Source organism: Mesorhizobium sp. B2-5-3 (genome assembly GCF_006441005.1).
Taxonomy (GTDB): domain Bacteria; phylum Pseudomonadota; class Alphaproteobacteria; order Rhizobiales; family Rhizobiaceae; genus Mesorhizobium.
Genome location: NZ_VFUS01000009.1, coordinates 140,402 through 165,284, shown reverse-complemented (window position 1 = coordinate 165,284; position 24,883 = coordinate 140,402). Strand labels below are relative to the sequence as shown.

The 24,883-nt window shown below is 61.3% G+C and carries 27 protein-coding genes; 22 read left to right on the top strand and 5 right to left on the bottom strand.

The features are described 5' to 3' along the window. Both FJ867_RS29125 and FJ867_RS21775 read right to left on the bottom strand, forming a co-directional pair. The gene (locus tag FJ867_RS29125; RefSeq protein ID WP_140818554.1) at positions 1-1,827 is read right to left on the bottom strand and encodes a (5-formylfuran-3-yl)methyl phosphate synthase; all 1,827 of its coding nucleotides are present in this window, start codon (positions 1,825-1,827) and stop codon (positions 1-3) included. After that, the gene (locus tag FJ867_RS21775; RefSeq protein WP_140818552.1) at positions 1,824-2,069 is read right to left on the bottom strand and encodes a hypothetical protein; all 246 of its coding nucleotides are present in this window, start codon (positions 2,067-2,069) and stop codon (positions 1,824-1,826) included. Before FJ867_RS21775 ends, FJ867_RS29125 begins: the two co-directional genes overlap by 4 nt. A 38-nt stretch (positions 2,070-2,107) precedes the next feature. Here FJ867_RS21775 and FJ867_RS21770 point away from each other — a divergent pair, with 38 nt between their 5' ends. The 6 genes from FJ867_RS21770 to FJ867_RS21745 all read left to right on the top strand — a co-directional run bounded on the left by FJ867_RS21770 (position 2,108) and on the right by FJ867_RS21745 (position 7,160). Further along, positions 2,108-3,337 carry an ABC transporter substrate-binding protein gene (locus FJ867_RS21770; protein ID WP_140818550.1) on the top strand — a complete coding sequence of 410 codons (1,230 nt, stop codon included), beginning with the start codon at positions 2,108-2,110 and terminating at the stop codon, positions 3,335-3,337. A gap of 42 nt (positions 3,338-3,379) precedes the next feature. Then, positions 3,380-4,330: a YVTN family beta-propeller repeat protein gene (locus FJ867_RS21765; protein ID WP_224681759.1), complete on the top strand. Its 951-nt coding sequence runs from the start codon at positions 3,380-3,382 to the stop codon at positions 4,328-4,330. Between the two features lie 29 nt (positions 4,331-4,359). Next, positions 4,360-4,803 (top strand): hypothetical protein, encoded by a 444-nt coding sequence (locus FJ867_RS21760; RefSeq protein ID WP_140557423.1) that lies wholly within the window; start codon positions 4,360-4,362, stop codon positions 4,801-4,803. Between the two features lie 70 nt (positions 4,804-4,873). Continuing rightward, a complete protein-coding gene (locus tag FJ867_RS21755) occupies positions 4,874-5,662 on the top strand; it encodes an ATP-binding cassette domain-containing protein (protein WP_140498199.1) in 789 nt (262 codons plus the stop codon). A gap of 11 nt (positions 5,663-5,673) precedes the next feature. Then, complete coding sequence (locus FJ867_RS21750; RefSeq protein WP_181167723.1) at positions 5,674-6,534, top strand: ABC transporter permease; 861 nt, start codon at positions 5,674-5,676, stop codon at positions 6,532-6,534. Further along, positions 6,534-7,160: a hypothetical protein gene (locus FJ867_RS21745; protein ID WP_140524706.1), complete on the top strand. Its 627-nt coding sequence runs from the start codon at positions 6,534-6,536 to the stop codon at positions 7,158-7,160. The genes FJ867_RS21750 and FJ867_RS21745 overlap by 1 nt, the downstream gene beginning before the upstream one ends. A 101-nt stretch (positions 7,161-7,261) precedes the next feature. Here the strand turns inward: FJ867_RS21745 and FJ867_RS21740 are convergent, their stop codons facing one another. Then, the gene (locus FJ867_RS21740) at positions 7,262-8,194 is read right to left on the bottom strand and encodes a LysR family transcriptional regulator (protein ID WP_140498205.1); all 933 of its coding nucleotides are present in this window, start codon (positions 8,192-8,194) and stop codon (positions 7,262-7,264) included. Between the two features lie 124 nt (positions 8,195-8,318). Between FJ867_RS21740 and FJ867_RS21735 the strand changes: the two genes are divergently transcribed. From FJ867_RS21735 to gph, 10 genes are all read left to right on the top strand, one after another. Continuing rightward, positions 8,319-9,365, top strand: coding sequence for a class 1 fructose-bisphosphatase (locus FJ867_RS21735; protein WP_140515144.1), 1,047 nt, complete (start codon positions 8,319-8,321; stop codon positions 9,363-9,365). Positions 9,366-9,373: 8 nt separating this feature from the next. Continuing rightward, positions 9,374-10,246: a phosphoribulokinase gene (locus FJ867_RS21730; protein WP_140498210.1), complete on the top strand. Its 873-nt coding sequence runs from the start codon at positions 9,374-9,376 to the stop codon at positions 10,244-10,246. 10 nt (positions 10,247-10,256) lie between these two features. Then, positions 10,257-12,266: a transketolase gene (tkt, locus tag FJ867_RS21725; RefSeq protein ID WP_140818548.1), complete on the top strand. Its 2,010-nt coding sequence runs from the start codon at positions 10,257-10,259 to the stop codon at positions 12,264-12,266. A gap of 11 nt (positions 12,267-12,277) precedes the next feature. Further along, complete coding sequence (gene fba, locus FJ867_RS21720) at positions 12,278-13,357, top strand: class II fructose-bisphosphate aldolase (protein WP_140515142.1); 1,080 nt, start codon at positions 12,278-12,280, stop codon at positions 13,355-13,357. A gap of 21 nt (positions 13,358-13,378) precedes the next feature. Then, positions 13,379-14,872, top strand: coding sequence for a ribulose-bisphosphate carboxylase large subunit (locus FJ867_RS21715; protein WP_140498217.1), 1,494 nt, complete (start codon positions 13,379-13,381; stop codon positions 14,870-14,872). A gap of 18 nt (positions 14,873-14,890) precedes the next feature. After that, a complete protein-coding gene (locus FJ867_RS21710) occupies positions 14,891-15,325 on the top strand; it encodes a ribulose bisphosphate carboxylase small subunit (RefSeq protein WP_140498220.1) in 435 nt (144 codons plus the stop codon). 7 nt (positions 15,326-15,332) lie between these two features. Then, positions 15,333-16,271: a CbbX protein gene (gene cbbX / locus FJ867_RS21705; RefSeq protein WP_140818546.1), complete on the top strand. Its 939-nt coding sequence runs from the start codon at positions 15,333-15,335 to the stop codon at positions 16,269-16,271. 61 nt (positions 16,272-16,332) lie between these two features. After that, positions 16,333-17,019 (top strand): ribulose-phosphate 3-epimerase, encoded by a 687-nt coding sequence (gene rpe / locus FJ867_RS21700; RefSeq protein ID WP_140524711.1) that lies wholly within the window; start codon positions 16,333-16,335, stop codon positions 17,017-17,019. Between the two features lie 21 nt (positions 17,020-17,040). Next, the gene (locus FJ867_RS21695) at positions 17,041-17,598 is read left to right on the top strand and encodes a thioredoxin family protein (protein ID WP_140515138.1); all 558 of its coding nucleotides are present in this window, start codon (positions 17,041-17,043) and stop codon (positions 17,596-17,598) included. Further along, positions 17,595-18,296, top strand: a complete 702-nt coding sequence (gene gph, locus FJ867_RS21690; RefSeq protein ID WP_140515137.1) for a phosphoglycolate phosphatase — start codon at positions 17,595-17,597, stop codon at positions 18,294-18,296. Before FJ867_RS21695 ends, gph begins: the two co-directional genes overlap by 4 nt. 48 nt (positions 18,297-18,344) lie before the next feature. Here gph and FJ867_RS21685 read toward each other — a convergent pair whose 3' ends face one another. Further along, the gene (locus tag FJ867_RS21685; protein ID WP_140498230.1) at positions 18,345-18,725 is read right to left on the bottom strand and encodes a cytochrome c family protein; all 381 of its coding nucleotides are present in this window, start codon (positions 18,723-18,725) and stop codon (positions 18,345-18,347) included. A 360-nt stretch (positions 18,726-19,085) separates the two neighbouring features. Between FJ867_RS21685 and FJ867_RS21680 the strand changes: the two genes are divergently transcribed. The 6 genes from FJ867_RS21680 to FJ867_RS21655 all read left to right on the top strand — a co-directional run bounded on the left by FJ867_RS21680 (position 19,086) and on the right by FJ867_RS21655 (position 23,833). Next, positions 19,086-19,295, top strand: a complete 210-nt coding sequence (locus FJ867_RS21680; protein ID WP_140498232.1) for a hypothetical protein — start codon at positions 19,086-19,088, stop codon at positions 19,293-19,295. A 31-nt stretch (positions 19,296-19,326) separates the two neighbouring features. Continuing rightward, entirely contained in the window at positions 19,327-20,313 is a 987-nt protein-coding gene (locus FJ867_RS21675; RefSeq protein WP_140498234.1) for an ABC transporter substrate-binding protein, read from the top strand. A gap of 77 nt (positions 20,314-20,390) precedes the next feature. After that, entirely contained in the window at positions 20,391-21,137 is a 747-nt protein-coding gene (locus tag FJ867_RS21670) for an ABC transporter permease (protein WP_224519073.1), read from the top strand. Then, on the top strand, positions 21,106-21,846 hold the full coding sequence (locus FJ867_RS21665) for an ATP-binding cassette domain-containing protein (protein ID WP_140498534.1): 741 nt from the start codon (positions 21,106-21,108) through the stop codon (positions 21,844-21,846). The genes FJ867_RS21670 and FJ867_RS21665 overlap by 32 nt, the downstream gene beginning before the upstream one ends. A 34-nt stretch (positions 21,847-21,880) precedes the next feature. After that, complete coding sequence (locus FJ867_RS21660) at positions 21,881-22,852, top strand: quinoprotein relay system zinc metallohydrolase 2 (protein ID WP_140656735.1); 972 nt, start codon at positions 21,881-21,883, stop codon at positions 22,850-22,852. A gap of 117 nt (positions 22,853-22,969) precedes the next feature. Then, a complete protein-coding gene (locus FJ867_RS21655) occupies positions 22,970-23,833 on the top strand; it encodes a quinoprotein dehydrogenase-associated SoxYZ-like carrier (RefSeq protein ID WP_140515257.1) in 864 nt (287 codons plus the stop codon). A gap of 52 nt (positions 23,834-23,885) precedes the next feature. On the opposite strand, the gene FJ867_RS21650 is transcribed toward FJ867_RS21655, so the two are convergent. Beyond that, complete coding sequence (locus FJ867_RS21650) at positions 23,886-24,239, bottom strand: hypothetical protein (protein WP_140498241.1); 354 nt, start codon at positions 24,237-24,239, stop codon at positions 23,886-23,888. Positions 24,240-24,883: the final 644 nt, after the last annotated feature.

Genomic DNA, 24,883 nt, shown 5'->3' with positions numbered 1-24,883 from the left:
CTATCCTGCCTTCTTTGCCGAGCGGGTCGAAGCCACAATCCCGATGCCGGGCAGCTTGCCCGATGCGAGTAGCGCGCCCGCCTCGGCGGCATCCTTCGGACCGGCGAGACGGAAATCGATGCCGTCGGGCAGCATGGCGGCAAAGCCTGGGTCGACAATGCCCCTGGCCTTCAGGCTGTCAGGGGTATCGTTGTCGAAGAATGCATCGGTCTGCTTGATAAGCAACAGCGCGTTCGCGCCAAGCTTCCCGCCAAGCCAGGCAGCCAGGGAATCGGAGGTAATGTCCCAAGAGGCCGGAAGGTCCGGTGCCGGCAACGCAAGTGACGACGGCAGCCACACCGGAACCTTGCCTTCGTCCAATGCTCGCACAATCTCCTCCAGCGATCGTGCCGGCGTCAGTCTTTCGTCCCGATCGAGGATGATTTGGCCGAACTGCTCCATGGCGAGGATCGCCATGGCATGTGCGGCGGTGTCGGAAAAATCCATGCGGGTCTGCGTCTCGCGCACCTGATCGGCAAACAGGCCGCCGCCGGGCACGATGACGATCGGTAACCTGGAACCCGCCAGCGCCGCGATCCAGCTCGTCATTTCCGCCGCATGGGCAGTGCTGCCGCCAAGCTTGACGACGGCCCGCCCGAGGACGTCGGAGCCTTGCTGGCGCGGCCGGGAAACACTGCCTCTGTCTTTTCGGCCGGCAGAGCCGGAGGCGACACCGCGTCCTGCCGATTGGCGCTTGCGTTCGATCTCGACGCCGACACCGCCAGGCCCGAGCTCGAGTTTTTCCACCCTTACCGTGACGCGCACGACGCGCTGGTTCTCCAGAACGTGCGCCGCCACTTGCTCGGCCAAAGCCTCGCTGAGCTGAATGTGCCCCCGCGCGACGATGGTGCGAATGCCATCCATGATGATGTCATAGGAGAACACATGGCGCATGTCCTCGGGATGGTCGGTGACTTGCAGCACGTCGGCGATCACATCAAAGCGCACCTTTTGAGTATGACCATGCTCGAAGCTGTAGGCACCGATCTGGACCGGCAGAACAAAATCCCGCACGAAAATCCTGTCCGTGCCCAGTGTCGGATCGGTGCCCGGCGAATAGCCTCTCGCTGCCAACAGGCGATAGTCGATGCTCGATTTACCGCCCGTCCCAGGCTCTGCCGGGACCAATTCGCGAATCTGCGAGACCGCCTCGGCGCTGATTGAACCCGCGCGGTCGGCATGGCCACACAGCGCGCCGCGAAAGCCGAGGAAATCGGGAGCGAAAGGCAATAGACGTGGAATATCCGGGGCTTCGAGCGATCCGCTCAGGCCAACTATCAGACCGAGCGACTTGGCTCGATCGACGAATCCCGGAATCCGCTCCGGTGGCAAATGGTCGAGCAGCCGGCCCTTTCCCTTCTGCGCGGTATCAACCATCACGCCGTGGAAGCGGTGCCTGCCGAATACCGGCAGGAGCTCGAAGTCCGGCGCCAGATCGGCAAAGAGCACAGCGATCAACTTCGTTCGCGCGGCCAGCGGTTCGAGCGCCTCCGCGCAGGCAGGGATGTGAGCCGATGGGAAAAACCCGATCTTGACATAATCGACGCCGGTCGCCGCGATCTCTTCAGCCTTGGCGCGGATCGTTTCGGGTTCCATCGGCAGGTCGCCGCAGACCGCGCTGACCGGAGCCCGACCAGCGATGAACGAAATCGTTCGGCGGATGGTTTCCGTGGGTACCGCGCCCAACGCTCCCGCCTTCGGATCCTTCAGATCGACGATGTCGGCGCCGCCCGAAAGAACGATCTCCGCCTCTTCGATGCCGGTGATGCTGGCCAGCATTCTGGTCATTTGAACAGTTTCTCCAGTTTGGAGGACAAGATTTCGTCCGCTCGATTCTCACGCACGTCGCGGATGACATAGCTGCGAACGACCTCGTAATCGAAGATGGCAATCTTTTCAGCCGCCATGGCATGTTTGTCAAAAAGGCAGCGAGCCAGGGCAGACGCGAAAAGTCGTCCGATAGGGTTTGATAAATTTTGCGGGTCGGCTAAGTTGACCATGGGCACCTGGACTTGGCGCTGCTCCGACAACCGTCGGATCTCAGCGCAAGAATGGGTAATTACTATCGATGACGAGCGCGGTGCCGGGCACTCTCGCCGCCTTTTTGTGCTTTTTTTCCCTGACCGTCAACGCTCCGGGCGCGATAGCCCAGGAAGCGGTGGCGAAGCCGGAAAAAAAGGTCACTGAAATCAAGATAGGGTATTTGCGGGCCTACGCGCCGCAATTGACGCTTTCCATGCTCGACCTGCCGCCGCGTGACGAAGGTGTCGCCGGCGCCAATGTGGCAATCGGGGATAACAACACGACCGGAAAGTTCACCGACCAGAAATTCAGCCTCGACGTGACCGAGATCGAACCCGAAGCCGACGCGGTTCAGGCATTCGAGGACCTGATCGCCAAAGGTGACCACTATGTCGTCGCAGACCTCTCGGCCAAACAATTGCTGTCGATCGCCGATATAGCCCGCGACAAGGGCGTGCTGATCTTCAACATCGGCGCCACCGACGACAGCCTGCGCGAGGAGGACTGCCGCATCAGTGTTTTTCATATCGCGCCGACGCGCAGCATGCTTGCCGATGCGCTGGCGCAGTATCTCATGGTGAAGAAGTGGCCGAATTGGGTGCTGCTCTACGGCTCGCATGAGCAGGACCATCTCTACGCCGACGCGTTGCGCCGCGCGGCAACCCGTTTCGGCGGCCAGATCGTCGCCGAGAAGGAATTCAAGGACACCGGCACGGCCAGGCGTACCGACACCGGCGCCACGCAGATACAGCAGCAGATTTCCGTATTCACGCAGAATCTGCCGGAGCACGACATTGTGCTTGTCGCCGATGAAAGCCAGGTGTTTGGCACCTACGTGCCCTACCGCACCTGGACGCCGCGGCTGGTCGCCGGTACGGCCGGGCTTGTTGCATCGTCGTGGCATCCCGCCAGCGAGCAATGGGGCGGCATCCAGATGCAGAGCCGCTTCCTGAAGACGACGAGCCGGCGGATGCTTTCCAAGGACATGTCGGCGTGGACAGCAGTGCGTGCCGTCGGCGAAGCCACCACGCGCACCAAAGGCGACGATGCCAAAAAGATCAGTGACTACATCCGATCGGGCGATTTCTCGGTTGCCGCCTTCAAGGGACAGAAGCTCACCTTCCGCAAATGGAACCTCCAGCTTCGCCAGCCGATCCTGCTTGGCGACACCAAGTCGGTCGTGTCGACATCGCCGCAGGAGGGCTATCTCCACCAATTCTCCGAACTCGATACGCTTGGTATCGATCAGCCGGAAACGAAATGCGTTCTCAAGTAGGGCCAAAGGGGAGGAATTTGCGTGCAGACACGAGCTTGTGCATTGGCCATTCTCGCGGCCGGCCTCACGGCCAGCCCGGCATCGGCCTATACGGCCTACGTTTCCAACGAGAAGGACAACACGATGACGGTCGTCGACACGGCCACCATGCAAGTGGTGAAGACCGTCGAGGTCGGCCAGAGGCCACGCGGCATCACCATCTCGCATGACGGCAAACTCGTTTATCTTTGCGCCAGTGACGACGACACGGTCGAAATCATCGACACCGCGACGCTGCAGATCGTCGGCACGCTGCCATCTGGCCCCGATCCCGAATTGTTCGTGCTCTCGCCTGACGGCAAGACGCTCTATGTCGCCAATGAGGATGACAACCTCGTCACCGCCATCGACGTCGAGAGCAAGCAGGTCATGGCCGAGATTCCAGTCGGCGTGGAACCGGAAGGCATGGGTATCAGCCCTGATGGCAAGACCATGGTCAACACCTCGGAAACCACCAGCATGGCGCATTTCATCGACACTGGCACCCACGATGTAACCGATAACGTACTGGTCGACACGCGCCCGCGCTTTGCCGAATTCAAGCCGGACGGCTCGCAGGTCTGGGTCAGCGCCGAAGTGGGCGGCACCGTCAGCGTCATCGATAACGCCAAACGCGAAGTGGTGAAGAAGATCCAGTTCGCGATCCAGGGATTGCGGGCTGAGACCATCCAGCCGGTAGGCATCGCCATCAGCGCCGACGGCAAGAAAGCCTATGTCGCGCTCGGCCCGGCGAACCATGTCGCCGTGGTCAATACCGACACCTACGAGGTCGAGAAATACATCCTCGTCGGCCAACGCGTCTGGCACCTGGCCTTCACACCCGACCAGAAAACGCTGATCACCACGAATGGCAACTCCAACGACATCACGTTCATCGATACGGCGACCGACGAGCCGGTCCAATCGCTCACCGTAGGCCAGCAGCCTTGGGGTGTGGCCATTTCGCCCAAATAGCAGACATTGATCATGGGGAGGATCGCGACATGAAATTTCGCCATAGGTTTATTTTCGCCGCGCTCGCCGGATTTGTGCTTGCTCCGATCGCCGCAAGCGCGGATGACGCAACGCCAAAACCATCGCGTGCCAGCAAGAACCTGCCGGAATTGATTATCGGCTCGGCCGATTCCACCTATGCCGTCAATCAGAAGGATTTCGAGCTGATCGCCGGCCAAGGCTATCGCTGGAAGATCACCTCCAAGGGCGGTTTCGAATACAAGTTCGTGACCGACCTGTTCCGCAATGTGTGGATGGACCAGATCGTCATCGACGATCTGGAGGTGCATATGGACGGCGGACCGGCCTGGCTGGAATTCGACGACGCGGGAACGATCCAGGTGCAATTCCACACAGTTCGCCCCGGCGAGTATACCTGGTCGGTTCCCGACCTCGCCGACAAGGGCCTGAAGGGCAAGATCACGATCAAGTGAGACCAAAGGAAATCAGGCGCGCTAGATAGCAGTGCGTCCTGCCAACGCGTCCTGAAGGAGCGATCCGGGCATGCAGCATGTGAGAACAAGCGGACCGGGAGACGAGGCGGCGGCACTCGACGTCAGTGCCGTCAGCCACTCCTATGGACCGAAGCGGGCACTCAAAGAGGTCTCGTTCTCGATCTTGCCGGCGACGTTCACCGTCCTGCTCGGCCTCAACGGGGCCGGCAAGACAACACTGTTCTCCCTGATCAGCCACCTCTATGACACGCGTCACGGGTCGATCCGCATCTTCGGCCACGACATCCGCAGCGCTTCGGGCGAAGCGCTCAGACGGGTCGGCATCGTGTTCCAGGCGCGCACGCTCGACCTCGATCTCAGCGTCTATCAGAATCTTTCCTACCATGCCTCGCTGCATGGCATTGGCGGACGCGAAGCCCGGCAGCGCATCGCCGCGCTGCTTGACACAGTCGACATGCAGGGCCGCCAGCATGACAAGGCACGCAGCCTCTCCGGCGGTCAGATGCGGCGCATCGAGATCGCCCGGGCGCTGCTTCACCGACCTTCCCTGCTCCTGCTTGACGAAGCGACCGTCGGCCTCGACATCGAGTCGCGTGCTGGCATCCTCGCCACCATCCGCAAGCTCGTCGAAACCGATGGTATCGGCGTGCTCTGGGCCACGCATCTGATCGATGAAGTCGACGATACCGATCATGTCGTCGTGCTGCGGCGGGGTGACCTGGTCGCCAGGGGCAAGGTGTCGGATGTCGTCCAGGCAAATGGAGGAAATTCCATTCGCGATGCCTTTTCGAAGCTCAGCCGCATCGACGCGGCAGGCATGGCGGAGACATCGTCATGAGCGCTCCTGCGATGCCCGGAAAAGTTGTCGGCATCAAACCGGTAGGGTCTGAACCATTCGGCCTCCGCCACTATCTCATTTGCCTGAAAGGCATCGTCCTGCGCGAGTGCCTGCGCTTCCTGCACCAACGCGAACGGTTCATTTCCTCACTGGTGCGGCCGCTCGTCTGGCTGTTCATCTTCGCCGCCGGCTTCCGGCAGGTGCTCGGCGTGTCGATCATCCCTCCTTACAAGACCTATGTGCTCTACGAGGTCTACATCACTCCGGGTCTGTGCGGCATGATCCTGCTGTTTTCCGGCATGCAGTCTTCACTGTCGATGGTCTACGACCGCGAGATGGGCAACATGCGCATCCTGCTGGTCAGCCCATTTCCGCGCTGGTTCCTGCTGGTGTCGAAGATGTTGGCCGGCGTGGCCGTATCGATCGTGCAAGTCTACGCATTTCTGATCGTCGCCTGGTTGTGGGGCGTCAGGGCGCCGCCGCTCGGCTATCTCTACGTGCTGCCGGCACTGTTTCTGTCGGGCATGATGCTTTGCGCGCTCGGCATGCTTTTGTCGTCCATGATCAAGCAACTCGAAAACTTCGCCGGCATCATGAACTTCGTCATCTTTCCAGGCTATTTCGCGTCTCCGGCGCTGTATCCTTTGTGGCGTATCCAGGAGGCAAGCCCCCTGCTCTACAAGATCTGCCTCGCCAATCCGTTCACCTATGCCGTCGAACTGATCCGCTTCGCCTTCTATGGGCAGATCGACTGGTTGTCGCTGGGCGTCGTCGCCGGTTGCACGCTGTTGTTTCTGGGCGGCGCCATCATTGCGTACGATCCTTCGCGCGGCCTGATGACCCGCAAACAGGACACGGGAGGAAACGGCTGATGGCGCGAATGAGACTTGTGCACACCCTGGTTCTGGTCGCCATGCTTGTCCCGATGGACGCCAGGGCGGCAAACACCGATCCCGACTGGCCCTGCATGCAGCGCAAGGTGCCGCAGCTCTCGCTCGGCCAGATCTGGAATGGGCCGGAGCTTCCCCCGGCGGCGAAGGATTGGTCGAAGGATTCGGGCGTCTCCGCGCTGGTCGAGGCGGTGGCGGCCCGACGGACGCCGATTGCCGAAGCCCAGAAGGAGATCAAGGACTTCGTGGCTTCTCTGCCGGCGGAGCAGGTCGCACCAAAGATGGCGATGCTGGTGCAGGGAATGTTCGACCACATGGACGCCGAGCGTTCGCACGTGATTTCCGGCATTTCCCGCTATGCCCACAAACAGCTCGAAATGGCGGCTGAATTGCGCAAGGAAGCATCCGACGTCGACGCCCTACGTGCCAAAGCCGACGCCGATCCGGACGAAGTCGAACGGCGAACCGACCAGTTGAATTTCGCGACGCGCATTTTCAACGAACGTGTCCAGTCGCTGACCTATGTCTGCGACGTGCCGACGATAATCGAGCAGCGGCTCTATCAATTGTCCAGGACCGTCTCGGAAACGCTCGGTCGGAAGAAATAGACCTTCAGTCGACCTTGCGACGGATTTCACGTCTCTTGGCAGGCGACACGTCCGGCGTCTCGCTCCGGTCGATTCCGAACGCCATCCGTCGGTCATCCCGCTCAGGAATCGGGATAAAGCTTACCGAACAGGGGCAGATACATCGCGCCCTTGCGCATCAGGAAATCGTTGAACGTAGCCATGGCCGGCGAGATTGCGTGATCGGTTCGTATCACCGAGAACCATTGTCGGCGGATCGGCATGCCGACAACGTCGAGGATGACGAGCCGGCCAGCTTCCGTTTCCGCGGCGATGGTGTGGGCAGAAATGAAGGCGATGCCCAGACCAGCCATCACCGCCTGCTTGATCGTTTCGTTCGAGCCCATCTCGACACCGAGTTCGTCGATGCGGCCAGGCACGTCGCTCAGGAATATTTCCAGCGAGATGCGGGTTCCGGAGCCGGGCTCGCGAATAAGGAAATGCTCCTCGGCAATGCGCTCTTTGGAGATATCGCGCGCCGCCGCCAGCGGGTGTTCGGGCGGCGCGATGATGACCAGCGGGTGATCGCCGAAGACCGAAGCACGCACCGGTACCTCTTTCGCCGGGCGCCCCATCAGCGCGATGTCGATGTCGTGATTCTTGAGGTTGTCGATTGTCTGGGCACGATTGCCGATGGCAAGCCGCATGTCGATGTCGGGATGTTCCTTCATGAACGCAGCCATCAACCGCGGCGCGAAATACTTGGCGGTGGAAACGACGCCGAGCCTCAAGCTACCCGTACGAACGCCCTTGATGGCGTCGATCTTGTCTTCGAGCAGACCGAGATGCTCCTCGATAGCTTGCGCTGCCTCAACGACGGCCAAACCTGCGGCAGTGGGACGCATGCCGTCCGACGTCCGGTCGAACAGAGCCAGTTGGAATTCTTCCTCCATTTGCCGCAACTGAATTGTCAGTGCTGAAGGAGACAGACCTAACGCCTTGGCCGCACTCACAATTTTTCCGTGCCTGATGATGGCCTGGATGGTCTTGAAATGCTTGAGCGTGAGGTTTCTCATGTCTCATACTAAATTATTTTTAGTACCAACGTAAAGTTATTGAATTTTACTTATCAAGTGTCGTTTGTTTTCATTCCCCTGATCCAGCCGATCCGAGGAGACGCGGCTGGATCGGGAGGTTACGATGCCAGCGGCAACGCTCGACGCTTTTCTGAACTCCTATCTCGGCCAGCCGGACGAACTTCGCTCCGCGGTCGTAACGACTGTCCGTCAGCTGACACAGGCCGCCAGCAAGATCCGCAATACCATCAATCAAGGTGTGCTCGGCGCCGCCTTTGCCGGGACCCGTGGCGCCAACGCCGACGGCGATGTCCAGAAGGATCTCGACGTCTTCTCCGACGACATCTTCCTCGACGCCATGCGCCACGCTCCGGTCGCGCTCTACGCTTCCGAGGAGCTGGAGCAGCCGGTCCTGCTCGACAGGCAAGCACCACTCGCCATTGCCATCGACCCGCTCGACGGCTCTTCCAACATCGACACCAACGTGTCGATCGGAACGATCTTCTCGCTCCTGCCCGCAACTGGCGCGCCGGATGCCGATCCGGCCGCCTCTTTTTTGCAGGCGGGCGTGAATCAGCTAGGCGCCGGTTTCTTCATCTATGGGCCGCAGTTGGCGCTCGTCCTGTCGCTCGGCAGCGGTACGCATATCTTCGTCCTGTCGGCCAGGCTCGGCACCTTCGTCCAGGCATACGAGAGCCGGATCATTCCGCAACGCACCCAGGAGTTCGCCATCAACGCCGCCAACTACCGGCACTGGGACGAGGCCGTGCGGCTCTATGTCGACGACTGCCTGGAGGGCACCGAAGGACCGCGAGAGAAGGATTTCAACATGCGCTGGATCGCCTCCCTGGTCGCCGACTGCTACCGCATATTGATGCGCGGCGGCGTGTTTCTCTACCCCGGCGACCGGCGCAAGGGCTACGGTCAGGGACGGCTGCGCCTGGTCTACGAGGCCAACCCGATTGCCTATCTCATAGAACAGGCTGCCGGTGCGGCCACCGATACGATCAACCGCATCCTGGACATCGAACCCGACAGCCTGCACCAGCGCGTGCCGATGGTCTTCGGGTCGGCGCGGGAGGTCGCGCGCGTCACCCGCTACCACACCGAGCCGAGCAACATCGGCGAACGAGCGCCGCTGTTCAGCCGCCGTGGCCTCTTCAGAGCCTGAGCAGCACCATGTCAGCCAAGCACCCCATCATCACCATCACCGGCTCGTCGGGCGCCGGCACCACTTCGGTCAAGCGTATCTTCGAGCTGATCTTCCGGCGCGAGAACATCGAGGCCGCGTTCATCGAAGGCGACGCATTCCACCGCTACGACCGCGCCGCGATGAAGGCAAAGGTGGCCGAAGAGGAGAAGGCCGGCAATCCGAACTTCACCCACTTCCATGCCGCGGCCAACGAACTCGGGATTCTCGAAGAGGTGTTCGCGGAATACGGCCGCCGGGGATCCGGAAGAACCCGCACCTACATCCATGACGAGGAAGAGGAAAAGCAGTACGGCACGCCACCGGGAAGCTTTACCGAATGGCGCGAGTTCGGTCCCAGCGACCTGCTCTTCTACGAGGGGCTGCACGGCTGTGTCGTCACCGACACGATCAATTTGGCGAAGCATGCGGATCTCAAGATCGGCGTCGTGCCGGTCATCAATCTCGAATGGATCCAGAAAATCCATCGCGATCGTTCGACACGCGGCTATTCCACCGAGGCGGTGATGGACGTGATCCTGCGCCGGATGCCCGACTATGTCCGCTACATTGTCCCGCAATTCTCGCAGACCGCCATCAATTTCCAGCGCGTGCCGATTGTCGATACGTCCAACCCCTTCATCGCGCGCTGGATTCCGACGCCTGACGAATCGATGCTGGTTATCCGCTTCGCCAATCCACGCGGCATCGATTTTCCCTATCTGCTGTCGATGATCCACGACTCGTTCATGTCGCGGCCAAATTCCATCGTGGTGCCAGGCAACAAGCTCGACCTTGCCATGCAGCTGATCCTGACGCCGCTCATCCTGCAATTGATCGAACGCAAGAGCCGTGTGTCGTGAGGAGGACGCCATGACCAGCCAAACAGCACTAAAGCCTGCCGCCACCGCCGTCGTCTCGGAGCTCGACATGGCGAACGCCATTCGCGTGCTGGCGATGGACAGCGTCCAAAAAGCGAATTCGGGACACCCCGGCATGCCGATGGGCATGGCCGATGTCGCAACGGTGCTGTTCAACCGCTTCATCAATATCGATCCTTCCAGGCCGGGCTGGCCCGACCGTGACCGTTTCGTGCTTTCAGCCGGCCATGGCTCGATGCTGCAATACGCGCTGCACTATCTGCTCGGCTATGAAGACATGCAGATCGAGGAGTTGCAGCGGTTTCGGCAACTGGGCAGCCGCACGGCCGGACATCCCGAATATGGCCACGCGCTTGGTGTCGAGACCACCACCGGCCCGCTCGGACAAGGCATTTCCACGGCGGTCGGAATGGCGCTGGCGGAGCGCATGCTTGCTGCCCGCTACGGTGCCGATCTGGTCAACCATCATACCTATGTGATTGCAGGTGACGGCTGCCTGCAGGAAGGCATCAGCCACGAGGCGATCGACCTCGCCGGCCACCTGAAGCTTTCCCGCCTGATCGTCTTCTGGGACGACAATGCGATCTCCATTGACGGGCCAACCTCCCTGTCCACGTCGATGGACCAGCCGGCGCGCTTCAAAGCCGCCGGCTGGGACGTCCAAACGGTCTCCGGCCACGACATGGAAGCCGTCGCCGCGGCTATCGAGGCGGCGCGGCAGTCGGATCGACCGTCGCTGATTGCCTGCCGCACTGTAATCGGCAAGGGCGCCCCCAATCTCGGCGGTTCGGAGAAGACGCATGGCGCGCCGCTGGGCGAAGCAGAGATCGCCGCGACCCGCGAGAACATTGGCTGGACCTTCGCGCCGTTCGAGGTGCCTGACGACGTGCTTTTCGCCTGGCGCGAAATTGCCGGCCGCGGCGAAGCGATGCGGGGCGCCTGGGAGCAGCGGCTTGCCGCCTCGCCGCAGCGAGAGGCCTTCGAGAACGCGGTCGCCGCCAGACTGCCCGACGCGGTCTTCGAAGCGCTCGATGCCTTTCGGCGAGGGCATGTCGAGAAGGCAACCAAGGTGGCAACGCGAAAAGCTTCCGAAATGGCACTGGAGGTCATCAACGGCGCCACGGAATTGACCGTCGGCGGCTCGGCCGATCTGACGCACTCGAATCTGACGATCACCAAGGGCATGAACCGCATTGCGCCGAGCGACTATGCCGGCCGCTATATTCACTACGGCATTCGTGAACACGGCATGGCCGCCGCCATGAACGGCATCGCATTGCATGGCGGCTTCGTGCCCTATGGCGGTACGTTCCTCTGCTTCGCGGACTATGCGCGTGGCGCGATACGGCTCTCGTCGCTCATGGGTCAGCGCGTCATCTACGTGATGACGCATGATTCCATCGGCCTCGGCGAGGACGGCCCGACGCATCAGCCGGTCGAGCACCTGGCGATGCTGCGTGCGACGCCGAACCTCAATGTCTTCCGCCCAGCGGATATCATCGAAACGGCGGAGTGCTGGGAACTCGCGCTGAAGAGCAGGGATCGGCCCAGCGTGCTGGTGCTGTCGCGCCAGAACCTGCCGATGCTGCGTGAAGCGCACAGCGATGAGAACCGCTCCAGCCAGGGCGCATACATCCTGCGCGAACCAGCCAGGCACCGCGCCGTCACCCTGATCGCCACCGGCTCGGAGGTCGAGATCGCGGTTGCCGCTGCCGAAAGGCTGGAGACCGAGCATGGCGTCGCCGCCGCGGTCGTCTCGATGCCGTGCTGGGAGCTTTTCGAAGAGCAGGAAAACGCCACCCGCAAGGCCGTTCTCGGCTCCGCGCCGCGGATCGCGGTCGAAGCGGCGGTCCGGCTGGGCTGGGACCGCTGGGTCGGCGAGACGGGCGCTGTCGTCGGCATGGCCGGCTTCGGCGCCAGCGCCCCTGCCCCCGATCTCTATCGGCATTTCAACATAACATCCGAAGCGGTTGCCGCGGCGGCGCTGAATCTCATCATCTAGGAGGACCCACAATGGCCCGCATCACCCTTCGCCAGCTTCTCGACCATGCCGCCGAGCACGGCTACGGCGTGCCTGCATTCAACATCAACAACATGGAACAGGGCCTCGCAATCATGGAGGCGGCCAAAGCCTGCGACGCGCCCGTCATCATCCAGGCCTCACGTGGGGCCCGGTCCTACGCCAACGACGTCATGCTGGCCAAAATGATGGAGGCATTGACTGAAATGCATCCGACCATTCCGCTGTGCATCCATCAGGACCACGGCAACGACGAGGCCACCTGCCTTTCCGCGATCCGCCACGGCTTCACCTCGGTGATGATGGACGGATCCCTGATGGCAGATGCCAAGACGCCGGCAAGCTATGCCTACAACGTCGCCGTAACCGAACGAGTCACACGCATGGCGCATTGGGTCGGGGCTTCCGTCGAAGGCGAACTGGGCGTGCTCGGATCGCTGGAAACCGGCCAGGGCGAGGCCGAGGATGGCCACGGCGCCGAGGGCGCACTCTCCCACGACCAACTCTTGACCGACCCCGATCAGGCGGTCGACTTCGTGGCCGCAACCCAGGTGGACGCGCTGGCGATCGCCTGCGGCACCTCGCACGGCGCTTACAAATTTACCCGCAAGCCGGACGGCGACATACTGGCCATGCAGGTGATCGAGGCGATCCACGAGAAGCTACCCAACACGCATCTGGTCATGCATGGCTCTTCCTCCGTGCCACAGGAACTGCAGGACATCATCAACAAATATGGCGGCGAGATGCCCCAGACCTTTGGCGTCCCGGTGGAGGAGATCGAGCGCGGCATCCGCTACGGCGTGCGCAAGGTCAACATCGACACCGATTGCCGCATGGCCATGGCCGGGCAGTTCCGCCGCGTCGCGACGGAGAATCCGCGCGAGTTCGATCCCCGAAAATTCCTGAAGCCCGCCATGGACGCCTTGCACGATCTTTGCCGAGACCGCTTCGAGCGTTTCGGCACGGCGTCCAACGCCTCGAAGATCAAGGTCATCGCCATGGACGAGATGGCCAAACGCTATGCCGCGGGAAAACTCGCGCCCCATATCGCAACCGCGAAAGCCGCCTGAGCAACAAACAGGAGACCTGTCATGAACAAGATCGATATGCTGCCAGCGGGTACGCTCAAGGAAGGCAAGGAACGCTACAAGTCAGGGGTCATCCCTTACAAGAAGATGGGCTACTGGGAGCCGGACTACAGGCCCAAGGAGACCGATCTGATCGCCATGTTCCGGATCACGCCGCAACCCGGCGTCGACCACGAGGAGGCAGCGGCCGCCATCGCCGGTGAATCCTCAACCGCGACGTGGACCGTGGTGTGGACCGACAGGCTGACAGCGTGCGAGCTCTACCGCGCCAAGGCGTTCAGATCCGAGCCGGTTCCAAACACCGGTCCCGGCACCAAGACCGAGCAACAGTACTTCGCCTACATCGCCTACGACCTCGACCTGTTCGAGCCGGGCTCGATCGCCAACCTGACCGCATCGATCATCGGCAACGTGTTCGGCTTCAAGGCGGTCAAGGCGCTGCGACTGGAAGACATGCGTATCCCGGTCGCGTATCTCAAAACCTTCCAGGGACCCGCAACCGGCATCGTGGTGGAGCGTGAGCGGCTCGACAAGTTTGGCCGTCCGCTGCTCGGCGCGACGACGAAGCCGAAGCTCGGCCTGTCAGGCCGCAACTATGGCCGCGTCGTTTACGAGGCGCTGAAGGGTGGCCTCGACTTCGTCAAGGACGACGAGAACATCAACTCGCAACCCTTCATGCACTGGCGCGACCGCTTCCTCTACTGCATGGAGGCGGTGAACAAGGCTTCAGCTGCCACCGGCGAGGTCAAGGGCCATTATCTCAACGTCACCGCCGGCACGATGGAGGAGATGTATGAGCGCGCCGAATTCGCCAAACAGCTTGGCTCCTGCATCATCATGATCGACCTCGTCATCGGCTACACGGCGATCCAGTCGATGGCCAAGTGGGCACGCCGCAACGACATGATCCTGCACCTGCACCGCGCCGGCAACTCAACCTATTCGCGCCAGAAGAACCACGGCATGAATTTTCGCGTCATCTGCAAATGGATGCGCATGGCCGGCGTCGACCATATCCACGCCGGCACTGTGGTCGGCAAGCTGGAAGGCGACCCGCTCATGATCAAGGGGTTTTATGACACGCTGCGCGAGGAACGCACGCCGCAGAACCTCGAAACCGGGCTGTTCTTCGATCAGGACTGGGCCTCGCTCAACAAGGTGATGCCCGTCGCCTCGGGCGGTATCCATGCCGGCCAGATGCACCAGTTGATCCATTATCTCGGCGAGGACGTCATCTTGCAGTTCGGTGGCGGCACGATCGGCCATCCCGACGGCATCCAGGCAGGCGCGACGGCCAATCGCGTTGCATTGGAAGCGATGATCCTGGCCCGCAACGAGGGACGCGATTATTTGCGCGAAGGAACCAAAATCCTCGAACAGGCGGCCAAATGGTGCACCCCGCTGAAGGCTGCCCTGGAGACCTGGAAGGATGTCACCTTCAACTATGAATCGACCGACACGGCCGACTTCGTGCCAACCGCAACGCCCAGCTTCTAGAAGAAAGGAACCGTCGCCATGATGACCAATCCGGGAAACAAGGTCACGCAGGGACAGTTCTCGTTCCTGCCCGACCTGACCGATGAGCAGATTTCGGCGCAGATCAAATATGCGCTGAAGAACCACTGGGCCGTCAGCGTCGAGTACACGGACGATCCGCATCCGCGAAACACCTATTGGGAAATGTACGGCAACCCGATGTTCGATTTGAGAGACCCGGCGGGCATCCTGCTCGAAGTCAACGCTTGCCGGAAAGCCTGTCCGAACATGTATGTCCGGGTAACCGCCTTCGATTCGACCAAGGGATGGGAAGCGCCGCGCATGTCGTTCATCGTCAACCGGCCACCCAGCGAACCCGGGTTCCGGCTGCTGCGCCAGGAGCGTGACGGCCGCAGCCAGGGCTATTCGATCGTGCCTTATGCCACCGACAGGCCCGAGGGCGAGCGGAGCTAGCTGAGCCATGCTGGACACGATAGCCAAAGGCGCAGCCGCGCAGGACGAATTGGTTGATCTGCAGGCCGAGTTCGAAGCGTCCAGCATCGACGAGGTGATGGATAAGCTTGACCGCGAACTCGTTGGACTGAAGCCGATCAAGAACCGCATCCGCGAGATCGCGGCCCTTCTCCTGGTCGACCGGCTTCGCCGCAAGTTCGGACTGACCTCGGGCGCACCGACACTGCATATGAACTTTACGGGAAACCCCGGCACGGGCAAGACCACCGTGGCGCTGAGGATGGCCGAAATCCTGCATCGACTCGGCTATGTCCGCGAAGGCCACCTGGTCGCGGTGACGCGCGACGATCTCGTCGGCCAGTATGTGGGCCACACCGCACCCAAGACGCGCGACGTGATCAAGCGTGCCATGGGCGGCGTGCTTTTCATCGACGAGGCCTATTACCTCTACAAGCCCGAGAACGAACGCGACTACGGCCAGGAATCGATCGAGATCCTGCTGCAATGCATGGAAAATAATCGTGACGACCTGGTCGTGATCCTTGCCGGCTACAAGAACAAGATGGATCGTTTCTTCGACAGCAATCCCGGCATGCGTTCGCGCATCGCTCACCACCTCGATTTTCCCGACTACGGCGTCAGTGAGCTGAAATCGATCGCCGAGATCATGCTGGCGGAGCAGAATTATCGCCTCAGCGAGGCGGCCGCCCAGGCCCTCGAAGAGTATCTTCCGATCCGAATGAGGCTGCCGCATTTCTCCAACGCGCGCTCGGTGCGCAATGGGCTGGACCGGGCGCGGCTTCGCCAGGCCAATCGGCTTTTCGCATCGCGAAGCCGTGCCCTGACCAAGGCAGACCTTATTACCATCGAGGAATCCGATATCCGCGGCAGCCGCGTATTCGCGGAAGGGAAGCTCGAAGGCGAACCGGAGACGAAGACGCGCTGAGGGCGAAGCCGGCTGGCGGGCGGCGACCCGACACGGAAGACAGAAATTGGAGACGACGACCATGGTCACCAGGACAATCATCGCGCCCTCCGTGCTTTCCGCGGATTTCTCGCGGCTCGGCGACGAGGTCGAAGCTGTCGTTCAGGCGGGCGCCGACTGGATCCATCTCGACGTGATGGACGGGCATTTCGTGCCCAACATCACCTTCGGTCCGCCGGTCATCAAGGCGATCCGTGGCCGAACGGACAAGATCTTCGACTGCCATCTGATGATCGCGCCGGCCGACCCCTATCTGGCCGCCTTCGCCGATGCCGGTTGCGACATCATCACGGTGCATGCCGAGACTGGACCGCATCTCGACCGCTCATTGCAGGCGATCAGGAATCTTGGCAAGAAGGCCGGGGTGTCGCTCAATCCGTCGACGCCGGAGAGCGTCATCGAGTATGTGCTCGACCGGCTCGATCTGGTGCTGCTGATGACGGTCAATCCAGGCTTCGGCGGCCAGGCCTTCATTTCAGCGGTCATCGAGAAAGTCAGACGGATCAAGGCTTTGGTTGGCCATCGCCCGATTGACATCGAGATCGACGGCGGAGTCACGGCCGAAACCGCCCCGCTGGTCACCGCGGCTGGCGCCAACGTACTGGTCGCCGGTTCGGCTGTATTCAAGGGAGGCACCGAGGCAGCCTATCGTGCCAATATCGGCGCCATCAGACAGGCGGCCGATGGCGCGATCCGGAAAGCCGCGTAAACCGTTGTCGGGGAGACGAACATGGCTGCGGTCCCACCTGTATGCGATTTCGGCTGGCCCGCCATCGATGCCGTTTTGCCCGGCGTCGACGGCACGTCGCATTCCATCTTCGGTCACGCCGGCCCGAATGGCCTGGTCGTGGCCTTCATCTGCAATCACTGCCCTTATGTGAAGGCCGTGATCTCTCGCATCGTGCGCGACGCCAATGACCTCAAGGCCGAAGGTATCGGCTTCGTCGCCATCAACTCCAACGATGCCGACACCTACCCGGACGATTCCTTCGACCACATGAAGCGCTTCGCCGTGACGAACGGCTTCAGCTTCCCTTACCTGCACGACGAGGCCCAGACTGTAGCGCGCGACTACTCAGCGGTGTGCACTCCCGATTTCTTCGGGTTCAACAGCGAACTGAGACTGCAATATCGCGGCCGGCTGGACGCGTCGCGACGCGAATCCGGACCGCTCGGGCTGCGACGCGATCTGTTCGAGGCGATGAAGCAGGTTGCTCGAACCGGCGATGGTCCGTTCGACCAGATCGCCTCGATCGGCTGCTCGATCAAGTGGAAGGATGCTGCATGAATGTCGGCGCAGGTAGGTCGCTTCGACCGCCGAAGGCGATCCTGTTCGACCTCGACGGCACACTGGTCGATTCGGCGCCTGATATAGCGGCCGCCGTCAACGAGTTGCTGGCCAGCCGCGATCTGCCGCCGTTGCGCCTGGACCAGGTCAAGGCCATGATCGGTGGCGGCGTCAGGAAATTGATCGAGCGGGCCTTCGCGGCGTCGGGAGCGCCGCTCGTCGGCAACGCGCTCGATGAGGCCAACCGCGTCATGGCGCCGATCTACAGCCGACATCTGACCGGCCTGACAAGACTGATGCCTGGCGTCAGGGAGGTTCTCACACACTTCTACGCGAAGGGAATGGCCATGGGCGTGGCGACCAACAAACCGCAGTTGGCGACTCGCGAGATCCTGCTGCATTTCGGACTGACGGAATATTTCCGTGCGATCATTGGCGGAGACGCGGTGACATGCCTGAAACCCGCGCCCGATGCTCTGCTGCTGGCGCTCGCCCAGCTTGGAGTCGACCCCTGTGACGCGCTGCTGGTCGGAGACAGTGGTGCCGATGCAGGCGCCGCGCGCGCCGCCGGCATGCCCGTCATTCTGCTGCGCGGCGGATACACCCATTTTCCGGTTGAAGAGCTTGGTGCCGACCAGGTTTGCGACAGCCTTTTCGACCTGCCTGCGGCGATGCAGGGGCTGCAAGCCGGTGCTTGATCGGGGCGAACGCCGGCCGGACGCAAGTTCGAACGGCCGGCGGCGCCGCTATTTCGAGAATTGCTTCAAATAGGCGATGACGTTGGCGATGTCTTGGTCCTGCTTGAGGCCGACGAACGCCATCTTCGTTCCTTTGACCATGGCCTTGGGATCGCGAAGGTAAGTCGTCAGCGTGGGTTCGTCCCATTTGACGCCGGACTTGCCTGCCGCGACCATCGCTTGGGAGTAACTGAACCCCGGGTGTGTGCCAGCCGTCCGGCCGATGACGCCGTTCAACGACGGGCCGACCTTGTTCTTGTCCTGGTCGGCGACATGGCAGACCTTGCATTTGGCGAAGACCTTCTCACCCGCCGCGGCATCCTGTGCCTGGGATTGGCTTGTGATGAAGGACACAGCAAACACGACTGCGAAAAATGCGATTGCGCGCATGGCATTTCCTCATGGATCGTCTGGGTGCCCTGGACGATTTTGCGCATGCCGATCTTTCATCCATTGGCATGCACCTTACGCGGTGGAGTGGAGTATCCGCTTTCCCTTTGTGAAGCGGCGCCGCGCGAATCGGAAAGCTAGTTGGCGTGCGGTGAAAGTCAATCGTATAAAGGTATAGAGGCTTGGGTACCCAGGGTACCGGTATTCGTCTTTGTTGACGGCTATCGGGCGAATGCGTAGCTTCAAGACATCCGGTTTCTCCACTGGCACCTCGGGAATCCGGCAACTGGCGATTTTGTCCAGGCTCCTCATTGGGCCGGACCAGTCGAGACAGGCGTCCCGGAGCGCAAGAGGTGCTAAATGGATATGGTCGATCTCATATTAACGGTGTGCCTCAGCACCAATCCGGGCAATTGCCGAGACGAACACCTCTATTTCGAGAGCCGCGGCTCTCTGCTCCAATGCATGTTCCTTGCACCCAGCGAGATCGCGAAATGGTCTCAGGAACACCCGGCCCTCAAGGTCATGCGCTGGAAATGCGCCTTTCCGAGCAAGGAACGAGCGATCTGATTGACGTCCTGGAGCCCAGGGAGGAGGTGTCATGATGATTTCACGGCGCAACACGCTGCGTCTGGCGGTTCTCGGCACGGTCGCTGCTCTTGCCGCAAGGCCTGTCTTTGCAGCAGCCAGGATTCGCGTTGGTGTCCTGAAGTTTGGAACCGTGAGTTGGGAACTCGACACGTTGAGGCAACACAAATTCGATGTGGCGAACGGGATCGATCTGGAGATCATCGATTTCGCCGGGGAGGACGCGACCAACGTCGCCTTGCTGGCCGGTGCGATCGACATGATCGTCTCCGACTGGTTGTGGGTCTCGCGCCAACGGTCGGAAGGCGGCGACCTCACATTAGCCCCCTATTCGACCGCTGTGGGGGCGATCATGGTGAAGGAGGGGTCGCCGATCCGGACGGTCGCCGACCTCAAGCACAGGAAGATCGGCGTCGCCGGCGGCCCGCTCGACAAGAGCTGGCTCCTGATACAGGCTCTGACCAGACGCGACTACGGGGTCGACCTGTTGGCAACCAGCGACATCATCTTTGGCGCGCCACCGCTGATTTCGGAAAAGGCCATGCAGGGCGAACTCGATGCGGTGCTGAATTTCTGGCATTTTTGCGCCCGTCTCGAGGCCAACGGCTTTCGTCGATTGATGGGCGTGAACGATGCGGCGCGTGCGCTCGGCGCCTTGGGACCTGTGTCGGCACTCGGTTACGTCTTCCACGACCAATGGGCGAACGAGAACCCGGAGGCCGCCAGGGGCTTCGTCAGGGCCTCCGCGCAAGCCAAGGACCTGCTGGCCAGATCCGACGAGGAGTGGCTGCGCCTGGCGCCGATCATTCGCGCGGAAGGCAAAGAACTGGAAAAACTGCGCGACCGCTACCGCCAAGGCATCCCCAGGCGGGCGGTCGCCGAGGAAGCGGCCGACGCCGGCAAGCTCTATCACGTGCTGGCGGCGATCGGTGGCGCGAAGCTGGTCGGCAGCGCGCCCGAGATGGCGCCCGGCACATTCTGGCAGGACCGCACGGAATGACCGCACCGGAAACCAGCAACGGCACGCGAGGTGCCCCGACGAGCATGTCCGGGCGATCCAGCTTGGCGACAACGCTGATGCCCGCGCTGACCGTGGCGGTTTCCTTGCTCGGGCTTTGCCTGCTGTGGAGCCTTGCGGCGAGTGTCTGGCGGAGCCGTGCCCTCCCGGGGCCGGGACAGGTCTGGCAGGTGCTCCTCAGGGAGGCTGCGAGCGGCGACCTCTTCTATCATCTCGGCGCGACCCTCGGCCGGGTCGCCGCGGCATATATCGTCGCGATGATCATAGGATCGGTCATCGGCGTTTTGCTCGGCAGCTATCGTCGCGCCGACCGCTTTTTCAACCCATGGGTAATTCTGTTCCTCAACATCCCGGCGCTGGTGGTCATCGTCCTCGGCTACATCTGGTTCGGCCTCAACGAGGCGGCGGCGATCGGCGCGGTGGCGGTGAACAAAATCCCGAATGTCGTGGTGACGATGCGTGAGGGCGCCAGGGCGCTTGATCCGAGCTACGCCGAAATGGCCACTGTCTATCGCTTCGGTCCTCTCGATCGCATCCGCCACATCCTGCTGCCGCAATTGCAACCCTATCTTGCCGCCGCGTCACGATCCGGCATCGCCCTCATCTGGAAGATCGTCCTGGTCGTCGAACTGCTCGGCCGGTCGAACGGCGTCGGCTTCCAGATCCATCTCTATTTCCAGCTCTTCGACGTCGCCGCCATTCTTGCCTACACACTGGCTTTCGTGGCGGTGATGCTCGTCATCGAACTTCTTCTGGTGCAACCCGTTGAACGACATGCAACCCGTTGGCGCCGTCGTCCCGCTTAGGGTCGATATCGCTGAAAAGACTTTCAGGTCCGCGCAAGGCGTCTCGATCACGGCGCTTCAGGACCTTTCCTTCGAGGTCCGGCAAGGCGAATTCGCCTGCTTGCTGGGACCGTCGGGCTGCGGCAAAACCACGACGCTGCGTATCCTGCTTGGGTTGGACAAGGATTTTTCCGGATCCTTCCAGTTGCCGCAAGGAGGCTCCAACCGCATTGCGGCCGTGTTCCAGGAGCCGATCTTGCTGCCGTGGCGAACGGTGGAGCAGAATGTCAGGCTGGCCTTGCCGAAAAGCTTGAGAACGAAGAACCTCGACGGTCTGTTTGAAACTCTCGGCCTCGCCGGCATGCGCTCGCTCTATCCTGCGGAACTGTCGCTCGGCCTTGCGCGCAGGGCAGCACTTGCCAGGGCCTTCGCTACCGAGCCGGCGATGCTTGTCCTGGACGAACCGTTTGTCTCGCTCGACCACCAGACCGCCGAGCGGCTTCGTCACCTGCTTCTGTCGGTGTGGTCGGCACGGCCTACGACCGCCTTAATGATAACGCACGATCTGCGCGAGGCGCTGATGCTGTCGGATCGCATCATCGTGCTCGCGCCGCGACCAGCACATGTGCTGGGCGTGTTCGACGTGCGGTTGCCTCGGCAACATCGCAATTCACAGGTGATGAGCGACCTTCTGCGGTCGTTCCGGCAAAGGTTCCCGGGCGTCACCTGAACGCCCTGATGGCGAATGCATATCGGAGGACCCCATGTCGATTGATCGGCTACGACGCAGGGTTGTGAGTGGGTTTGCCTGCACCGCCGTCAGTGCTGCCTTGCTGCCGTGCTGCCTCGGACGAGCCGCCTTGGCCGCGGCCGGCGGCCTGCGGTTCTCGGTCCGCCAAATCGCCGACGGCGTCTTCGCCTTCCAGGGCGTGGATGAATTGATGACTACAACCAACGACGGTGCGATCTGCAATCTGGGGGTCGTCGTCGGCACCGATGCAGTTGCCGTCGTCGACAGTGGCGGCAGCCTGACCGAGGCGCACGCCTTGCTCGCCGCGATCGGAAAGATAACCGCAAAACCGGTTCGCTTCCTGATCAACACCCACATGCATCCCGATCACATTTTCGGCAATGCGGCATTCCGGGAGATCGGCGCGACCATTGTTGGCCATCGCAATTTGCCGCGTGCCCTCGAGGCGCGTGGTGCGTTCTATCTGCACAATTATCGCGAACAGGTCGGCGAAGCGCTTATGAACGGAGTCGAGATCGTTTCGCCGGCGATGCTGGTCGATGATCGCCTGGAACTCGATCTCGGGGGGCGCATGCTCGAACTGCGGGCATGGAAGGCTGCGCACACCGACAACGACCTGACCGTCTTCGACCCCGAGACCAGCACGCTCTTTGCCGGCGATCTCGTGTTCATGGGCTCCTTGCCGACGCTCGACGGATCGCTGCTTGGCTGGCTCCGCCAGATGGATGCGCTCGCCGCGATCAGCGCCGCGCGCGTCGTTCCGGGTCATGGTCCGGTGCCGGCCGACTGGCCGCAGGCGCTGTCAGGAGAACGGCGCTATTTCGAGATTCTGGCGCGCGATATCCGCAAGGCGATCGCCGACGGGACGCCGCTCCGAGAGGCCGTCAAAACCGCCGCCGGAAGCGAACGGGGCAAATGGCACCTGTTCGACGACTACAATGAGCGCAACGCAACGGCTGCTTTTGCTGAACTCGAATGGGAATAGACCACACCGACATGCGCCAGAGATCATGAAGTGGGGCGATTTGCCAACGCGTCGTCAAAGGCATATTCTAAACGCCAGCCTGGGCACCACCTCTGTTGCATTGGTGGAGGCATCGAAATGCAAAATCACGCTTACGCGAGCAGGCAGTTCGCCTTGTCGCTTGCACCATTCTTGGCCGCAATCATCTTGACCATCGGTACGCTGTTCGGCGTCTCCTCAGCCGCCAACGCACAGCAAACAACGGCTTCTTCGGAGAAGATCTGGGAAGACTTGAAAGGCGACGTGTTCGGCGACCGAGCTATTCTGGTCGATACCGGCGTGGTCAGGATCGAAGCGCCAAAGCGGGCGCAAGATGCCGCCATCGTGCCTGTCGACATCTATGTCGACCCAGCCAAGGCGCCGGACGGCATCAAATCCGTGACCTTGATCATCGACGCCAATCCTGCGCCGGTGGCGGCAACGTTCCAGATCGGCAAGGACGCCGGGGTGACACATCTGTCGACACGCGTGCGCGTCAACGATTATTCCTATTTGCGTGCCATAGCGGAGACTCAAGGCGGCCAACTCCACATGGCTCAGACCTTCGTCAAGGCGTCAGGCGGCTGCTCCGCCCCTGCGGTCAAGAACCAGGACGAGGCCATGGCGACGATGGGGCAGATGAAGTTGCGCCAGTTCCCACCCCAAGAGACGATGAGCAAGGCAGAGGAGTTGCAGTTGATGATCCGCCACCCGAACAATTCGGGCCTGCAGCGGGATCCACTGACCCAGTATTTCATTCCCGCGCATTTTGTTCAGAAGCTGTCGATCTCGCAGGCCGGCCGGCCGATCCTCTCGATGGAAGGTGGAATATCGATTTCGGAAGACCCCAATTTCCGATTCGATTTCACGGCGCACGGCAATGGTGAAATCCAGGTCGAAGCGATCGACACGGATGGCAAGGTATTCCGCAATCAGTGGCCGCTGGAGAAAACGGGGCTCTGAAGTCTCGAAATACGGTATGCCGCACTGCCACCGCGATGGGCACGCTTGATCTTTAGAAGCAACGCACGTCGGCTTCAGACTGCGCACGCTTCAGCTCTGTACGGGCTGCCTTCGCCGGTGCGCTTTCCCGAAACAGCCCCGCGTTTTCCCCCGTCGTCAAAGACATGCTCTTGAAGGTCTCGGCCGTCTCATAGTGGTCGTAGGGAAGGATCGAGGCGATGACGTCGATCGAGCAGGAACAGCTTTCCAGCGCCTGACGCGTCTGGCCGTTCGTTCGCATGCAGCCGAGCACGTAGTCGACAACCGTTACTGTGGGATAGTCTCCCGCAGCACCTGCCGGGTTTGCGATGGCCAGTGTCGCGGTGAAGAGCAGCGGCAAGGTCGAGAATCCAACATATCTGATCATGAGAAACCTCCGGTTGGTCCGGGTTCGATGCGCCCGGACGAGATCGGCGTGCCAGTTGGCAACGCGCCGTAAAGCCAGTCAAGCACCCATGGGTTCCGTATACGACCAAAGGAGGAAAGGGCTGTCCACGAGCGATAGCTATGGATGACGACTTGATCACCGGCTCCGCGCCCAGGCTCCTACGACCGCTTCGCATCTCGCTCAATACCGGGCAACGGCGAGACTTTTTACATGCCATCCAAGATGGGCAGTGATAAACATTAGCAAATAACCCTGGTGTATATTAAAATCAAAAGATCGCCCGTAAGACTATCTTAATACCGTTCTCGGTCTCCACGGAGGCGTAAAACACTTCATATTAAGTTTGTAGTTCTGTTCATTTCTACATATTGCAGTGCATCATTTAGAATATTGCGGTGCAACAATGCACTAGGCCTTTTTTGCTTGCCTAGCCTTTTGGGATGACATAGCCTTTCCCTGTTTCCGGCTTCAAGGGCGTCACCGTCATTAGGGAGCGGCGACAGTCTTTCGTAGGCCAAAGTGAGGTGGGCAGTAACGGTGCCCTCTGCACATCTGGCTTAGGTCGTGACACGCTGCCGGAAATATTTCCCCCCCGTGAATCGCTTGGGCGAGCCCTTGTGGGC

Bases quoted from the DNA above. Each gene is read 5' to 3' on its own strand.
- FJ867_RS29125 (WP_140818554.1), bottom strand. From the start codon at position 1,827: ATGACCAGAATGCTGGCCAGCATCACCGGCATCGAAGAGGCGGAGATC.
- FJ867_RS21770 (WP_140818550.1), top strand. From the start codon at position 2,108: ATGACGAGCGCGGTGCCGGGCACTCTCGCCGCCTTTTTGTGCTTTTTT.
- FJ867_RS21760 (WP_140557423.1), top strand. From the start codon at position 4,360: ATGAAATTTCGCCATAGGTTTATTTTCGCCGCGCTCGCCGGATTTGTG.
- FJ867_RS21755 (WP_140498199.1), top strand. From the start codon at position 4,874: ATGCAGCATGTGAGAACAAGCGGACCGGGAGACGAGGCGGCGGCACTC.
- FJ867_RS21750 (WP_181167723.1), top strand. From the start codon at position 5,674: ATGCCCGGAAAAGTTGTCGGCATCAAACCGGTAGGGTCTGAACCATTC.
- FJ867_RS21745 (WP_140524706.1), top strand. From the start codon at position 6,534: ATGGCGCGAATGAGACTTGTGCACACCCTGGTTCTGGTCGCCATGCTT.
- FJ867_RS21740 (WP_140498205.1), bottom strand. From the start codon at position 8,194: ATGAGAAACCTCACGCTCAAGCATTTCAAGACCATCCAGGCCATCATC.
- FJ867_RS21735 (WP_140515144.1), top strand. From the start codon at position 8,319: ATGCCAGCGGCAACGCTCGACGCTTTTCTGAACTCCTATCTCGGCCAG.
- FJ867_RS21730 (WP_140498210.1), top strand. From the start codon at position 9,374: ATGTCAGCCAAGCACCCCATCATCACCATCACCGGCTCGTCGGGCGCC.
- tkt (WP_140818548.1), top strand. From the start codon at position 10,257: ATGACCAGCCAAACAGCACTAAAGCCTGCCGCCACCGCCGTCGTCTCG.
- fba (WP_140515142.1), top strand. From the start codon at position 12,278: ATGGCCCGCATCACCCTTCGCCAGCTTCTCGACCATGCCGCCGAGCAC.
- FJ867_RS21715 (WP_140498217.1), top strand. From the start codon at position 13,379: ATGAACAAGATCGATATGCTGCCAGCGGGTACGCTCAAGGAAGGCAAG.
- FJ867_RS21710 (WP_140498220.1), top strand. From the start codon at position 14,891: ATGATGACCAATCCGGGAAACAAGGTCACGCAGGGACAGTTCTCGTTC.
- cbbX (WP_140818546.1), top strand. From the start codon at position 15,333: ATGCTGGACACGATAGCCAAAGGCGCAGCCGCGCAGGACGAATTGGTT.
- rpe (WP_140524711.1), top strand. From the start codon at position 16,333: ATGGTCACCAGGACAATCATCGCGCCCTCCGTGCTTTCCGCGGATTTC.
- FJ867_RS21695 (WP_140515138.1), top strand. From the start codon at position 17,041: ATGGCTGCGGTCCCACCTGTATGCGATTTCGGCTGGCCCGCCATCGAT.
- gph (WP_140515137.1), top strand. From the start codon at position 17,595: ATGAATGTCGGCGCAGGTAGGTCGCTTCGACCGCCGAAGGCGATCCTG.
- FJ867_RS21685 (WP_140498230.1), bottom strand. From the start codon at position 18,725: ATGCGCGCAATCGCATTTTTCGCAGTCGTGTTTGCTGTGTCCTTCATC.
- FJ867_RS21680 (WP_140498232.1), top strand. From the start codon at position 19,086: ATGGATATGGTCGATCTCATATTAACGGTGTGCCTCAGCACCAATCCG.
- FJ867_RS21675 (WP_140498234.1), top strand. From the start codon at position 19,327: ATGATGATTTCACGGCGCAACACGCTGCGTCTGGCGGTTCTCGGCACG.
- FJ867_RS21670 (WP_224519073.1), top strand. From the start codon at position 20,391: ATGCCCGCGCTGACCGTGGCGGTTTCCTTGCTCGGGCTTTGCCTGCTG.
- FJ867_RS21665 (WP_140498534.1), top strand. From the start codon at position 21,106: ATGCAACCCGTTGGCGCCGTCGTCCCGCTTAGGGTCGATATCGCTGAA.
- FJ867_RS21660 (WP_140656735.1), top strand. From the start codon at position 21,881: ATGTCGATTGATCGGCTACGACGCAGGGTTGTGAGTGGGTTTGCCTGC.
- FJ867_RS21655 (WP_140515257.1), top strand. From the start codon at position 22,970: ATGCAAAATCACGCTTACGCGAGCAGGCAGTTCGCCTTGTCGCTTGCA.
- FJ867_RS21650 (WP_140498241.1), bottom strand. From the start codon at position 24,239: ATGATCAGATATGTTGGATTCTCGACCTTGCCGCTGCTCTTCACCGCG.